This window comes from Roseovarius sp. D0-M9, assembly GCF_037083805.1.
Lineage (GTDB): Bacteria > Pseudomonadota > Alphaproteobacteria > Rhodobacterales > Rhodobacteraceae > Roseovarius.
Window position 1 is genome coordinate 15,192 of record NZ_JBAPKZ010000021.1, and the last position, 13,262, is coordinate 28,453.

Annotated in this window: 11 protein-coding genes; 2 read left to right on the forward strand and 9 right to left on the reverse strand. The window is 65.9% G+C overall.

Going from position 1 to position 13,262, the window contains the following annotated elements; translation table 11 throughout:
- Positions 1 to 38: 38 nt before the first annotated feature.
- Together V8352_RS13930 and V8352_RS13935 are read right to left on the reverse strand one after the other, a co-directional pair.
- Positions 39 to 635 (reverse strand): energy-coupling factor transporter transmembrane protein EcfT, encoded by a 597-nt coding sequence (locus V8352_RS13930; protein ID WP_336424903.1) that lies wholly within the window; start codon positions 633 to 635, stop codon positions 39 to 41.
- A complete protein-coding gene (locus tag V8352_RS13935; RefSeq protein ID WP_336424904.1) occupies positions 610 to 1,332 on the reverse strand; it encodes an energy-coupling factor ABC transporter ATP-binding protein in 723 nt (240 codons plus the stop codon). Before V8352_RS13935 ends, V8352_RS13930 begins: the two co-directional genes overlap by 26 nt.
- Positions 1,333 to 1,473: 141 nt before the next feature.
- On the opposite strand from V8352_RS13935, the gene V8352_RS13940 reads away from it, so the two are divergent.
- Together V8352_RS13940 and V8352_RS13945 are read left to right on the forward strand one after the other, a co-directional pair.
- On the forward strand, positions 1,474 to 3,654 hold the full coding sequence (locus V8352_RS13940) for a thiamine pyrophosphate-dependent enzyme (RefSeq protein WP_336424905.1): 2,181 nt from the start codon (positions 1,474 to 1,476) through the stop codon (positions 3,652 to 3,654).
- A complete protein-coding gene (locus V8352_RS13945) occupies positions 3,651 to 4,679 on the forward strand; it encodes an ACP S-malonyltransferase (RefSeq protein ID WP_336424906.1) in 1,029 nt (342 codons plus the stop codon). Before V8352_RS13940 ends, V8352_RS13945 begins: the two co-directional genes overlap by 4 nt.
- Before the next feature lie 15 nt (positions 4,680 to 4,694).
- Here V8352_RS13945 and V8352_RS13950 read toward each other — a convergent pair whose 3' ends face one another.
- From V8352_RS13950 to V8352_RS13980, 7 genes are all read right to left on the reverse strand, one after another.
- Positions 4,695 to 5,738 (reverse strand): PAS domain-containing sensor histidine kinase, encoded by a 1,044-nt coding sequence (locus V8352_RS13950; RefSeq protein WP_336424907.1) that lies wholly within the window; start codon positions 5,736 to 5,738, stop codon positions 4,695 to 4,697.
- Positions 5,739 to 5,863: 125 nt separating this feature from the next.
- Entirely contained in the window at positions 5,864 to 6,649 is a 786-nt protein-coding gene (locus tag V8352_RS13955) for a carnitinyl-CoA dehydratase (protein ID WP_336424908.1), read from the reverse strand.
- A complete protein-coding gene (locus V8352_RS13960; RefSeq protein WP_336424909.1) occupies positions 6,646 to 8,685 on the reverse strand; it encodes an acetate--CoA ligase family protein in 2,040 nt (679 codons plus the stop codon). Before V8352_RS13960 ends, V8352_RS13955 begins: the two co-directional genes overlap by 4 nt.
- 245 nt (positions 8,686 to 8,930) lie before the next feature.
- Positions 8,931 to 10,091, reverse strand: a complete 1,161-nt coding sequence (locus V8352_RS13965) for an acyl-CoA dehydrogenase family protein (protein ID WP_336424910.1) — start codon at positions 10,089 to 10,091, stop codon at positions 8,931 to 8,933.
- Between the two features lie 4 nt (positions 10,092 to 10,095).
- Positions 10,096 to 11,508 carry a carnitine 3-dehydrogenase gene (locus V8352_RS13970; RefSeq protein WP_336424911.1) on the reverse strand — a complete coding sequence of 471 codons (1,413 nt, stop codon included), beginning with the start codon at positions 11,506 to 11,508 and terminating at the stop codon, positions 10,096 to 10,098.
- A 37-nt stretch (positions 11,509 to 11,545) separates the two neighbouring features.
- Positions 11,546 to 12,310 (reverse strand): SDR family oxidoreductase, encoded by a 765-nt coding sequence (locus V8352_RS13975; protein ID WP_336424912.1) that lies wholly within the window; start codon positions 12,308 to 12,310, stop codon positions 11,546 to 11,548.
- Between the two features lie 8 nt (positions 12,311 to 12,318).
- A complete protein-coding gene (locus V8352_RS13980) occupies positions 12,319 to 13,230 on the reverse strand; it encodes a 3-keto-5-aminohexanoate cleavage protein (protein WP_336424913.1) in 912 nt (303 codons plus the stop codon).
- Between the last annotated feature and the right edge of the window lie 32 nt (positions 13,231 to 13,262).

Consider the following 13,262-nt stretch of genomic DNA (forward strand, 5'->3'; position numbering starts at 1 on the left):
GTGCGCCAGAACAGGGCGGTCTGGCAACCGAAAATTGGTCAGAAACCGCCCCTCGCCTTGAGCGCATCGGCCACATGCTCGGCATCGTCGATGGCGCATAGGGCAAAGGGCGTCACGATCCGCCAGCCCGGCCTGCGCGCTGATCGGGCGCGCCACGCCCGCGCCAGTTGCGTGCCCTTGCCCGCCAGCATGGGGGTAAACCGGATGACGAGCGCGATCCCCAACTCCAGCCCGCGCGTGCCGACGCCAAAGCGGCGCAGCGGCGCGGCCAGCCATTTGACGACCGCGATCATATCGGTCAGCCGCGTCGTCATCGTCACCAGATTGGCAAGGCCCACCGCCGTCATCAGCCGCAAGGCAATGACCGCACCCTGCCCCGGCGCGGCCGTGACCAGATGCCAGACGAAGATGATGGCCAGAAACGGCCAGAGCACGCGCAGACGGCCCATGCCGCTGCGAAAGAACACCATTCCCGGCGCCGCGTAGAGGGCCAGCATCCCGGCAAAGGCGCCCAAATGCCCTGCCACGCTGCCCATCGCGAACAGCGCCATCGTGGCGATGCAGAGCGCGCCCAGCTTGGCCCCCGCAGGCCAGCGATGCGCGCGGGTTTCAATCGGTGAGGTCAGCGATATCATCGAGGTCTCCCAGCCGCTCCATTTCGGACATGAACGTCGCCAGCACCTTCTCCGGCGCGCCGTCATCGGCGATGCGCCCCTCGGCAATCCAGACCGCGCGATCATAGCCCGCCACCACGGCGGGGTCATGCGTGATGTGGATCAGTTGCGCCTCCACCCCATCCAGATAGCGCATCAGTTGCATCCGCGTGGGGATGTCGAGGCCCGACAACGGCTCGTCCAGCACGATCACCGATGGGCGCATGGCCAGGATCGACATGAGGCAGACAAGCTGCTTTTGCCCCTGGCTGAGCGGATGGATCGACGCCCCGCCCCAATGCGCCTTGCCAAAGCGGGCGAGGATGGCGCGCACGCCCTCTGTCGCCTCGGCCTTGGACTGGCCAAGCTGCTGTAGGCCAAAGGCGATTTCTTCGTCCACAGTCGGAAAGATGATCTGGTGATCGGGGTTCTGGAACAGGATCCCGATGGTGCGGATCGCCGCGCGCCGGTCCCGCGCGACATCGACGCCGTGAATGCACACGCGGCCCGCATCCGGCGCCTGCAATCCCGCGATGACACGCGCCAGCGTGCTCTTGCCCGATCCGTTGCGCCCGACGACGCCGATACGCGCCTCATCGGCCTCAAGCGTGACACCCCGCAGGATGGCCCGCCCCTCCAGCGTCAGCGACACGTTCGTTATGTTCAGCAAAGATGCCACCGCGCGCCTGTCCTCCGCATTGCGAGGCCATGACTTAGCCGGGCGGGCATGGGTAAAACAAGGCTTGAGATGCGGGCGGGGCGCGGGCAAGGTGCCGGCCAATCCGCTTGCACGCCAAGCTCTGCTGAAAGGACACTCCGGATGGACCGCGCCGACATCGTGCACGAGAATTTCCGCACGCGCAGCGCATCGGGCGATCTGCCCGGTGGCGCGGATCCCGCGCCCTCGCTGGGTCATGAGGACGCCATCGGCCTTTATCGCGCGCAATGCCTCAGCCGCGCGTTGGACCGCACCAGCCGGGCAATGCAGAAGGCTGGCCAAGGCTTTTATACCATCGGCTCCAGCGGGCATGAGGGGATGGCGGCGGTGGCGCATGCCCTGCGCCCCGATGACATCGCCTTTCTGCACTACCGTGACGCTGCCTTTCAGATCGCACGCGCCGGTCAGGTGCCCGGCCAGTCGATCCTTTGGGACATGCTGCTGAGCTTTGCTTGCGCCGCCGAGGATCCGGTATCGGGCGGGCGACACAAGGTGCTGGGCTCACGCGCGCTGATGATCCCGCCGCAGACCTCGACCATCGCGTCACATCTGCCCAAGGCAGTGGGCGCGGCCTACGGCCTCGGCCTTGCCCGTCGCCGCCCGCCCGAGCATCGCTGCCTGCCGCACGACGGGATCGCGGTGGCGACCTTCGGCGATGCCTCGCTGAACCATTCGACCGCGCAGGGCGCGATCAACACCGCAGGCTGGACCGCCGTGCAATCGGTGCCCCTGCCCCTTTTGCTGGTGTGCGAGGATAACGGCATCGGCATCTCGACGCCCACGCCCAAGGGTTGGGTCGCAGCCAGCATACGCCACCGCCCCGGCATCAAGTATTTCACCGCCAATGCCCTCGACCTCTACGAGACTGCGCAGATCGCCGCCGAGGCCGCGCGCTATGTGCGCACCCATCGCAAGCCCGCGTTTCTGCACCTGACCATGGTGCGCCTTTACGGCCATGCGGGGGCCGATCTGCCCACGACCTACATGCCCACCGCGCAGGTCGAGGCCGAGGAGGCGAATGATCCGCTGCTGCATTCCGTGCGCCTTCTGGATGTCGCGGGCGCCCTGCCGCACAAGGACGCGCTGCGCATCTATGACGAAACCTGCGAGCGGGTCGCGCGCGTCGCCGCAGAGGTCACCACGCGTCCGCATCTGAAAACGGCTCAGGACGTAATGGCCAGCATCGTTCCGCCCCGCCGCCTGTGCGCGCCCACCAACGGGCCCACGCCCGAAGCGCGCGAGGCCGCCTTCGGCAGTGACATGCGGCAGATGGACCAGCCGCAGCCGATGAGCCGCCTGATCAACTGGGCGCTGACCGATCTTATGGCCGCCCACGGCGAGATTGCCGTCATGGGCGAGGATGTGGGCCGCAAGGGCGGTGTCTATGGCGTCACGCAGCGGCTGCAACAGCGCTTTGGCACCGACCGCGTGATCGACACCATTCTGGACGAGCAGAGCATCCTTGGCCTTGCCATCGGCATGGCGCATAATGGCTTTGTCCCCGTTCCCGAGATCCAGTTCCTCGCCTATCTGCACAACGCCGAGGACCAGCTCAGGGGCGAAGCCGCGACGCTGCCGTTCTTTTCGCAAGGGCAGTTCACCAACCCCATGGTGCTGCGCATCGCGGGGCTGGGCTATCAAAAGGGGTTCGGCGGGCATTTTCACAATGACAACTCGCTCGCCGTTCTGCGCGACATTCCCGGCCTGATCGTCGCCTGCCCGTCCTCTGGCCCGGATGCCGCCCGGATGCTGCGCGAGGCCGTGCGCCTTGCCCGCGAAGAGCAGCGCGTGGTCGTCTTTGTCGAGCCGATCGCCCTTTACCCGATGCGCGATCTGCATGAGGCCGGCGATGGCGGCTGGATGGGCACCTATCCCGCGCCCGATGAGCGGATCAAACTGGGTGAGGTCGGCGTCCACGGCACGGGCCGCGATCTGGCCATCGTCACCTATGGCAACGGGCATTACCTGTCGCGGCAGGCGCAACAGGCGCTGGCAGCGGAGGGCATAAACGCCCGCGTCATCGACATGCGCTGGATCGCGCCCCTGCCGGAAAAGGCACTGCTCGAGGCTGTGCGCGGCTGCAAATCGGTGCTCATCGTCGATGAATGCCGCCGCACCGGAGGGCAGGCCGAGGCGCTGATGGCCCTCATGGTCGAACGCGCCGAACTGCCCGTGGCGCGGCTGACCGCCGAGGACAGCTTTGTCGCCACCGGCCCCGCCTATGCCGCCACGATGCCCTCGAAAGAGACCATTATCGCCGCCGCACGGGAGGCCGTCGAATGAGCTGCCGCGCCGTTCTCATCTGCCCGGGCCGGGGCACCTACAACAAGGCCGAGCTGGGATACCTCAAGCGCCACCACGCGGGCGATGCCCTGCTGGCGCGCTTTGACGACATGCGCCGCGCAGCCGGCGAGGCACCGCTGAGCGAGCTGGATGGCGCCGCGCGGTTCAGCACGGACACGCACGGGACGGGCGATGTCGCCTCGCCGCTGATCTACGCGAGCTCGCTGCTGGACGCGCGCGCACTGGCCGAGGATATCGAGGTGGTCGCGGTCACCGGTAACTCGCTGGGCTGGTATAGCGCGCTGGCCGCAGCGGGCGCGCTGGACCCGGAGGCAGGCTTCGAGGTGGTCAACACTATGGGCCGCCTGATGCATGAGGGCGGCGCGGGTGGCCAGCTGGTCTATCCCTGCACCGGCCCCGACTGGCGCCCCGATCCCGCGCGGCGCGCGGGCCTGATACAGACGATCCGCCAGATCGACGGTCACGCCGGTGTGCTGCGCCTTTCGATTGATCTGGGCGGGATGCTGGTGCTGGCGGGCGATGCCGAGGGGCTGGCCGAGTTCGAGGCTTCCGTGCCGCAGATCGACAATCGCTTTCCCATGCGCCTGCCACATCACGCGGCCTTTCACACCGATCTCATGGCCCCCATCGCCGAAGCCGGGCGCGCGGCGCTGCCGCGCGATCTCTTTGGCCAGCCGAAGGTGCCGATGATCGACGGGCGCGGCGCGATCTGGTGGCCGGGCGCCACCGATACGGGCGCGCTCTATGACTACACGCTGGGCGCGCAGGTGAGTCAGACCTACGATTTCGCGCGTGCCATTCGTCACGCCGCGCGCGAAATCGCGCCGGACATGTTCATCATCGCAGGCCCCGGCACCACATTGGGCGGCTCTGTCGCCCAATCGCTGATCGCCTGCAACTGGCAGGGCCTCGGGGATAAGCCCGCATTTCAAATCCGGCAGGACGAGGCGCCGTTTCTGGTGTCGATGGGCAACGCCGACCAACGCGACATCGCCACCGGCTGAGCCCTGCGCCGCCTGTCAGAGGCGCGGCATGCGAAAGGTAAAGACTGTGCTGCCCTCATCCGAGGTCATGGTCAGATCGCCGCCATGCGCGCGGGCGATCTCGCGCGCGATGAACAGGCCAAGGCCAAGGCCCTGACGCGACTGGGCCAGATTGCCCCGCGCAAAGGGCTCGAACAGCATGGCGCGCACGGCGTCCGGGATCGGCGCGCCGAGGTTGGTGACCCACAGGTAGAAAGACCCCTTCTGGTCCTGCGCGCTCATCGTGACCACCGCGCCCTCCTGGCCATGCAGGACGGCGTTGGCCAAAAGGTTGGAAATCATCTGCGAGATGCGGCCCGCATCGCAGCGGATCGGATCGCAAAAATCATATTCGGTAACGATTTCGGTATCCGGATGGGCCAGCGAAATCTCCTGGGCGACATGCTCGAGGATTTCTTTGACATCATACTCCTGCTCGCGGTCGATATCGAGACCCCCGCCCAGCCGGGCGCGCGCGAAGTCCATGACATCGTCGATCAGCCGCGCAATACGGGCGGACGATCCTTCGATTGACGCGATCATCTCGTGTGTCTCGCCGTCTTGCGCCTTGCGCGCAATGATCCGGGCAGCGGCGTTGATCGCGGCCAGGGGATTGCGCACGTCATGGCCCAGAACGGCGATGAACTGCTCGCGCAGCTTGGCCTCCTCGTCGCGCGTCCGCAGGGCAGCCTCGTTTTCCTTTTCGGCGGTAATGCAGCGCCCCGAGCAAAAGAAGTATTCATCTTCCGGCACTGTGTGCCAGGAAATCCAGTGATAGCTGCCATCCTTGCAGCGATACCGGTTGACGAAGTTGAAGATCGGCTGGCCCGCTTTTACGCGCTCGAACACTCTCAGCGTGTTTTCGACGTCTTCTGGGTGGATCAGATCAGCAAAGTGGCGTCCCGCAACCTCGTCCTGCCCGTATCCCAGCAATGTCATCCAAGCCGGATTGGCCGCGACGAATCGGCCCGCCATGTCCAACAACCCAAGCAAATCGGGCGTGACCAGCCACGTGCGGCCACTGATATCGGTCTGTTTCACGTTCTAAGTTTACCCGCGCTCAAGAATACTTGGACGCTAGCATTGCAACGCAAGCGTGTCATCCTCTTTGCCACCCCGCACTCGCCCGCCGAGATGGCGGGGGAGTGCGCGAGGCGGCCGTCGCCCTAACGTCCCTTCCAGACGGGATCGCGCTTTTCCGCAAAGGCGCGCGCGCCCTCCATCTGGTCTTCGGAGGAGTAGAGGCGGTCGACGGTGGGATATTGCCTCCGCGCGATCTTGTTCATCACGGTCTGAAAATCACTGCCTTCGGCATCGCGCACGATCTCCTTCAACGCGGCGTAAACCAGCGGCGGCCCCCCCGCCAGCCTGCCCGCCAGCGCCCGCGCCTCGGTCATCAGGTCGGCGGCGGGCACCACGCGGTTGATGAGGCCCCAGCGCGCGGCCTCTTCGGCGTCGATCCAGCGGCCCGTCAGCAGCATCTCCATCGCGATATGATAGGGGATCCGCTTGGGCAGCTTGACACTTGCCGCATCCGCAACAGTGCCCGAGTTGATCTCGGGCAGCGCGAACTGCGCGTGATCGGCGGCAAGGATGATATCGGCGCCCAGTGCCAGCTCCAGCCCGCCGCCACAGCAGATGCCATTGACGGCGGCCACGATGGGCTTGTTCAGGTCGCGCAACTCCTGGATACCGCCAAAGCCGCCGACGCCGTAATCGCCATCGACCGCATCGCCATCGGCTGCCCCCTTGAGATCCCATCCGGGGCAAAAGAACTTCTCTCCGCCCCCGGTGATGATCGCGGCGCGCAAATTGTCATCGTCGCGAAAATCGCGAAACACCTCGCCCATGAGGCGGCTGGTGTTGAGGTCGATCGCATTGGCCTTGGGGCGGTCCAACGTCACTTCCAGCACGTGGCCCCGCGTGGTCGTCTTGATCGGGCTGTCGGTCATGCGTGTTCTCCGGTTCTGATTAAGGCATCTGCCGCGACGGCGCGCGTGGCCGTGCAGATCAGCGGATTGATCTCGACCTCCTGCACCGCGTGGGCGTTATGGGTGATGTAGTCCTGCACGGCCATGACGGCATGCACAATGGCCGGGCGGTCCACGCCGGGCTGGCCGCGGTATCCCGCCAAAAGCGGCGCGATGCGCAGACTGTCCAGCGCGCCGATGATATCCGCCTCGGACACAGGCAGGATCAGCGATGCACTGTCCTTCATTATCTCGGTCAGCGTGCCGCCCGCCGCGAGCGTCAGGACAAAGCCATGCGCCGGGTCGCGCACCACGCCGATCAGGAGCTCGGCAATGCTGCCGGTGATCATTTCCTCCAGCAGGTAGCCCGGCGCCTGCATCCGCGCGGCGGCCTCGATCACCGCGCCGGGCGCGGCGAGGTTCAGCGCCACGGCGCCCGCCTCGGTCTTGTGCGCAAATCCTTCGCCCTTCAGCACGATCGGGAATGCGGCGCGTGCCGCCGCAGCCTCGACGCCTTCGGCATGGACACGCTCTGACTGCGGCACGGCAACCCCATGCGCGGCCAGCGCGGCCTTGCTCTCGGCCTCGCTCAGCACGCGCGCCTCCGGCGCGGCGCCGGGCAAGAGGATTGGCTGTTCCGCCGGTCGGTGAAGGCCAAGCGCCGCCGCAAGCTCGATCGCCGTCATCGCGTCGTCAATTCCCAGCAGCGGAATCAACCCGGCCTCGATGAGGCGGTGCGCAATCCGCTCGCTCAGGTTCTCGGGCAGGGTCGCGACCACCGCCAGCGGCTTGCCCGCTGCGCGCGCGGTAGCGGCGCCTGCGGCGATGGTGCACTCCCAGGCCGCTTCGCTGCACCTATCTGTGCGCGGATAATCGACGACAAGACAGCCCAGCGCCACGTCCCCCGCCAGCGCGGCGGTGAAGGCTCGGGTCATCGCGTCGACATCATCCCAGATGAAAGTGTGGTAATCCAACGGATTGGCCAGCGCCACCATGGGCCCGAGGGCCGCGCGCAGCCCCTCGTGCTGGACGGGGCTCAGAGGAGCAAAGGTCACGCCCCTCCCGACAGCGGCATCGGCCATCAAGCTTGCCTCGCCGCCCGAGCAAGAGATCGACACGATCCGGTCCGAGCCGAGCGGCCCGGCCATGTGCAGCAGCTTGAGCGTCTCCATCAGGGCCGGCAGGCTCGCCACCTGCGCGACACCCAGCCGCCGCAAGAGGGCGCGCGCCCCTGCATCGCTGCCCGCGAGCGATGCTGTATGCGACACCGCAGCCGCGCGCGCCTGATCGGATTTGCCGACCTTCAGCGCGACGATGGGCTTGCCCAGCACACGCGCGCGATCCGCCAGCGCCTCGAAGGCGCGCAAATCTCCGATGCCCTCGATATGCAGGCCCAGCGCCGTGACGCGGCTATCCTCCAGCAGCGCCGCACCGATCTCGGCCAGCCCGGTCTGCGCCTGATTGCCGGCGGTCGCAACATACGCCAAAGGCAGACCGCGCGCCTGCATGGTCAGATTGATGGCGATGTTCGAGCTTTGGGTGATCAGCGCAACGCCGCGATCGCAGCGCGCGCCGCCATGCTGATCGGGCCAGAGCAGAGCACCATCGAGGTAGTTGATGAAACCGTAGCAATTGGGCCCGATGATCGGCATCGCCCCCGCCGCCTCCAGCAGCTGGTCTTGCAGCGCGTCGCCATCGCCGGTCTCGGCCTGCGCCTCGCGAAAACCACTGGCAAAACAAACCGCCCCACCTGCACCCATGGCGCTGAGGCTCCGCACCGTGTCGATCGTGGCGCTGCGGTTGACCCCGATAAATGTGGCGTCAGGCACCTCGGGCAGATCATCGAGAGAGGGAAAGGCGCCCAGCCCCGCCATCTCGGCGCGGCGCGGGTGGACGGGCCAGATCGGCCCGTCAAAACCCATGCGGCGGCATTGTTCGATCACCGAGGCGCACCAGACCCCACCACCGACAACGGCGATGGATTTTGGTCGAAAGAGGCGGGACAGGTCGCGCGTCATATCGAGTGCCGCTCCAAAAGAGATTTCATGCCTCCGGCGGGGATATTTTTCGCAAGAAGAAGGTGGGCGTAACGCATGATTAACCATTCCTGGTCAGAGTGTAATTACGGTACAGGCGGGGACGCCGATGACCGTGCAAGGAGAAAGGGTTTAGCCTTTTCGGGGGGTGCCATTATTGGCGCCCCCTTTCTTTTTGCTCCAAATATCCCCGCCGGAGGCAAAAGGTTCTTTTGGAGCCACGCAGATCACGCGCCCAAGGGCCGCAACAGATCGCGGCTGATGATGTGCCGCTGGATTTCCGAGGTGCCGTCCCAGATGCGCTCGACGCGGGCGTCGCGCCAGAAGCGCTCGATCGGGAAATCGTCCATCAGGCCCATGCCGCCATAGATCTGGAGTGTCGTATCGGTCACGCGGGCCAGCATCTCGCTGGCATAGAGCTTGGCCGAGGCGATCTCGCGGTTGGCGGGCAGGCCCTGGTCAAGCCGCCAGGCGGAGGCGAGCGTCAGCCAGTCGGCGGCGTCGATCTCGGTGATCATGTCCGCGATCTGGAAGCTGACGCCCTGATTCTTGCCTATGGGCTGGCCGAATTGCTTGCGCTCGGCCGAATAGTTCAGCGCGAGGTCAAAGCAGCGCCGCGCGCGGCCAACAGCCATCGTGGCCACCGTGATGCGCGTGGCGTAGAGCCATTCGTTCATCACTTCGAAGCCGCCATCGACCTCGCCCAGCACCTGTGCGTCCGGCAGGCGGCAATCGTCGAACTCGAGGATCATGTTCTTGTAGCCGCGGTGGCTGACCGATTTGTACCCGTCGCGGATCGTAAAGCCGGGCGTGCCGCGATCGACGAGGAAGGTGGTGATGCGTTTCTTGGGTCCCTTGGGCGTGTCGTCCTCGCCCGTGGCGATGAAGACGATGATGAAATCCGCGTGATCCGCGCCCGAGATGAAATGCTTGGTCCCGTTCACCACCCAGTCGCCGCCGTCGCGTTTGGCGGTGCACTTCATGCCGCGCACGTCCGACCCGGCGCCCGGCTCGGTCATTGCCAGCGCGTCCATCCGCTCGCCCCGAACGGCAGGCAGAAGATAGCGCTCGCGCTGTTCCTCGTTGCAGGCCATCAGGATGTTCTGCGGCCGTCCAAAGAAATGCGTGAGCGCCATGGAGCCGCGCCCAAGCTCGCGCTCGACCAGAGCGAACTCAAGGTGCGACAGCCCTGCGCCGCCGACCTCTTCGGGGAAATTGCAGGCGTAAAAGCCGAGGTCCAGCGTCTTTTGCTTGATCTTTTCGGCCAGCTTGGCGGGCACTTCGCCCGTGCGCTCGACTTCGGCCTCATGGGGGTAGATCTCGTTCTCGACAAAGCTGCGCACGGTCGAGACGATCATCTCCTGTTCGTCGGTCAGTCCGAATTGCATGGGTTCACTCCTTATGGGCGGCGGCCAGCGCGGTCACGCGGGCGGCGACATCGGGGGCCGGATCACAGGTGCGGCGGGTTTCGAGGCTGACATGCAGCATGAACTGGTCACAGGTGGCCATGACCTCGCCGTCCGAGGCCCGGCGCATTTCATGCAGGCAGCGCAATTTCTTGCCCTCGCCTTGCGTGACGCGGCTATAGACCTCGACGGCCTCGCCTGCGTGGGTCTCGGCCAGGTATTTCGTCGTCGTCTCGACGGTGAAATAGCTGTGGCCGCCCGCGACATAGGCATCATCTGCGCCGACATAGGCCATCACCTCTTCGGAAGCGTCCGAGAAGATCTGGCCGTAGCGCCCCTCGTTCATGTGCCCGTTCACATCCGTCCAATCGACAGGGATGGTGCGCCGCAGGCTCAGCATGGGCGTGCCAGCCTCAAGCTCGGGCCGCATCGTCTTTTCGTGCTCGTTCAGCAGGCGGCCCGAGGCATTGCCCTGCTGCTTCAGCGCGCGCATCATGGCGATGAGGTTGCCGTCGCGCTTGCGCTCAAGCTCGCGGATGGTGAGGTGGCCGGACTGGTCATCGGACTGGTCCGCGATCATCTGCGCCAGTTCGTCGGTCAGTTCGGGGACATCCATCAGCTTGGTCCAGGGCCATTTCAGGCAGGGGCCGAACTGGTCGATGAAATGCTTCATCCCCGCCTCACCGCCGGCGACACGATAGGTCTCGAAAAGGCCCATCTGCGCCCAGCGGATGCCAAAGCCATATCGGATGGCATTGTCGATCTCCTCGGTCGTGGCGATACCGTCCTTGACCAGCCAGAGCGCCTCGCGCCAAACCGCCTCCAGAAAGCGGTCGGCGATATGGGCGTCGATTTCCTTGCGCACCCGCAAGGGATAGAGACCGACGGAGGTCAGAAGTTCGGCGGCGCGATCCACGGTCTCGGTGTCGCTGGCATCCGTCGCGACGACCTCAATCAGGGGCAACAGGTAGACCGGGTTGAACGGGTGGCAGACCATGATCTGGCCGGGGCGCGCGGCGCCCTCCTGAAGCTCGGTCGGTTTGTAGCCGCTGGTGGACGAGCCAATGATGGCTTGCGCATCGCAGGCCGATTGGATCTCGGCGTAGACCTTGTGCTTCATCTCCAGCCGCTCGGGCACGCTTTCCTGAATCCAGTCGGCGCCCTTGACCGCATCGCTTACCGTGTCGTGGAAGGTCAGCGCGCCCTCATCCGGCATGGCGTAATCATAGAGCATGGGCAGCGCGTGGCGCGCATTGTCCAGCACTTCGCCGATCTTGCGCTTTGCCTCGGGGTCGGGATCAAAGATGCGCACATCCCAGCCGTTCAGAAGGAAGCGCGCGGCCCATCCGCCGCCGATCACACCGCCGCCGATGATGGCAGCTGTCATTTTCTTGGTCATATACAGATCCGTTTCATGCGCTCAGGTTCATGCGAACTCACGGCGCGTTGGTTTCGGTGTGGCCGTCGATCGCGATGATCTGGCCAGATATTTTCGAGGCAGCGGGCGAGGCAAGGAAAAGGACCGTGTCGGCCAGATCATCGACCGTCACCCATGTGCGCATCGACACACCACGCACGTATTGATCGCGCACCTCCGCCTCGGGGCGCATCGATGCCTTGGCCTCCATCGCCACCACGCGGTCCATGCGCTCGCCCTCGACCGCGCCGGGGCAGATGGCGTTGACGCGCACGCCCACGGGCCCCAGCTCCATCGCGAGGGTCTTGGTCAGGCCCACCAGCCCCCATTTCGCCGCCGCATAGGGCGCGCGGTAGGGGTGGCCCCACTGGCCCGATGTAGACGAGGTGATGATGATCGTCCCTGCCCCTTGCGCCCGCATGATGCGCGCGGCCCAGCGGCAGGTCAGGAACGCGCCGTTCAGGTTCACGGCAAGGCAGGCCTGCCAGGCATCATAGTCCAGATCCTCGATCCGGCCCGCCGGGCCGCCGGTGCCCGCGTTGGCGCAGACCACGTCGATGCCGCCCCATGCGTTCTCGACCTCGCCCAGAAAGGCGTCCATCTGGGCCGCATCGGTCACATCGGCCTGGCGCGCGATGGCGTCCGGCATCTGGGACGCCGCACGCGCCACCGCGCCGCCATCCGCATCGCAGAGCGCCACGCGGGCACCCTCGGCCGCGAACCGCAGCGCAAGGCCAAGGCCGATGCCCGAGGCACCGCCGGTGATGAGGACGCGCTGGCTCACTTCTGGGCTCACTTCGGGGCGCGCTTGGTCAGGTTCAGCTTGTCGCGCACATCGCCGGGCGACATCACCTTTGCGCCCATCCGCTCGATGATTTCGCGGGCACGGGTAACAAGCTGGTGGTTCTCGGCCAGCACGCCCTTGTCGAGCATCAGGTTGTCTTCAAGACCCACGCGCACGTTGCCCCCCGCCAGCACGGCGGCCGCAACGTAAGGCATCTGGTCGCGGCCCAGCGAAAACGCCGACCAGTTCCAGGTGTCGGGCACATTGTTGACCATCGCCATGAAGGTATTCATGTCGTTGGGCGCACCCCACGGCACGCCCATGCACAGCTGCACCAGCGCGTCCGGCTCAAGGATGCCGTCCTTGACCAGCTGCTTGGCATACCAAAGGTGGCCGGTGTCGAAGGCTTCGATCTCGGGCTTGACGCCTGCCTCGGTCATCATGCCGCCCATCGCCTGCAACATGCCGGGCGTGTTGGTCATCACGTAATCGGCCTCGGCAAAGTTCATCGTGCCGCAATCCAGCGTCGTGATCTCGGGCAGGCATTCCAGCACATGCGCCACGCGCTCGGACGCGCCGACCATGTCCGATGCCGCCTCGTTCAGCGGCAGGGGCTTTTCGGGGTCGCCAAAGATCATGTCGCCGCCCATGCCGGAGGTCAGGTTCAGAACCACATCGGTATCGCTGGCGCGGATCCGGTCGGTCACCTCGCGGTATAGCTTGACGTCGCGGCTGGGCGCGCCGGTTTCGGGGTCGCGCACGTGGCAATGCACGATGGCTGCGCCGGCCTTGGCCGCCGCGATGGCGCTATCGGCAATCTGCTCGGGCGAGCGGGGCACATGGGGGCTGCGATCCTGCGTGCCGCCGCCGCCGGTCACGGCGCAGGTGATGAAAACGTCGCGGTTCATGGTGAGGGGCATCAAAGTGTCCTTTCGGGAGGTCTGGCTTGTGT

What these genes read in the sequence shown, in the direction of transcription:
- V8352_RS13930 (WP_336424903.1), bottom strand. Translation starts at nt 635, where the DNA reads ATGATATCGCTGACCTCACCGATTGAAACCCGCGCGCATCGCTGGCCT.
- V8352_RS13940 (WP_336424905.1), top strand. Translation starts at nt 1,474, where the DNA reads ATGGACCGCGCCGACATCGTGCACGAGAATTTCCGCACGCGCAGCGCA.
- V8352_RS13945 (WP_336424906.1), top strand. Translation starts at nt 3,651, where the DNA reads ATGAGCTGCCGCGCCGTTCTCATCTGCCCGGGCCGGGGCACCTACAAC.
- V8352_RS13955 (WP_336424908.1), bottom strand. Translation starts at nt 6,649, where the DNA reads ATGACCGACAGCCCGATCAAGACGACCACGCGGGGCCACGTGCTGGAA.
- V8352_RS13960 (WP_336424909.1), bottom strand. Translation starts at nt 8,685, where the DNA reads ATGACGCGCGACCTGTCCCGCCTCTTTCGACCAAAATCCATCGCCGTT.
- V8352_RS13965 (WP_336424910.1), bottom strand. Translation starts at nt 10,091, where the DNA reads ATGCAATTCGGACTGACCGACGAACAGGAGATGATCGTCTCGACCGTG.
- V8352_RS13970 (WP_336424911.1), bottom strand. Translation starts at nt 11,508, where the DNA reads ATGACCAAGAAAATGACAGCTGCCATCATCGGCGGCGGTGTGATCGGC.
- V8352_RS13980 (WP_336424913.1), bottom strand. Translation starts at nt 13,230, where the DNA reads ATGCCCCTCACCATGAACCGCGACGTTTTCATCACCTGCGCCGTGACC.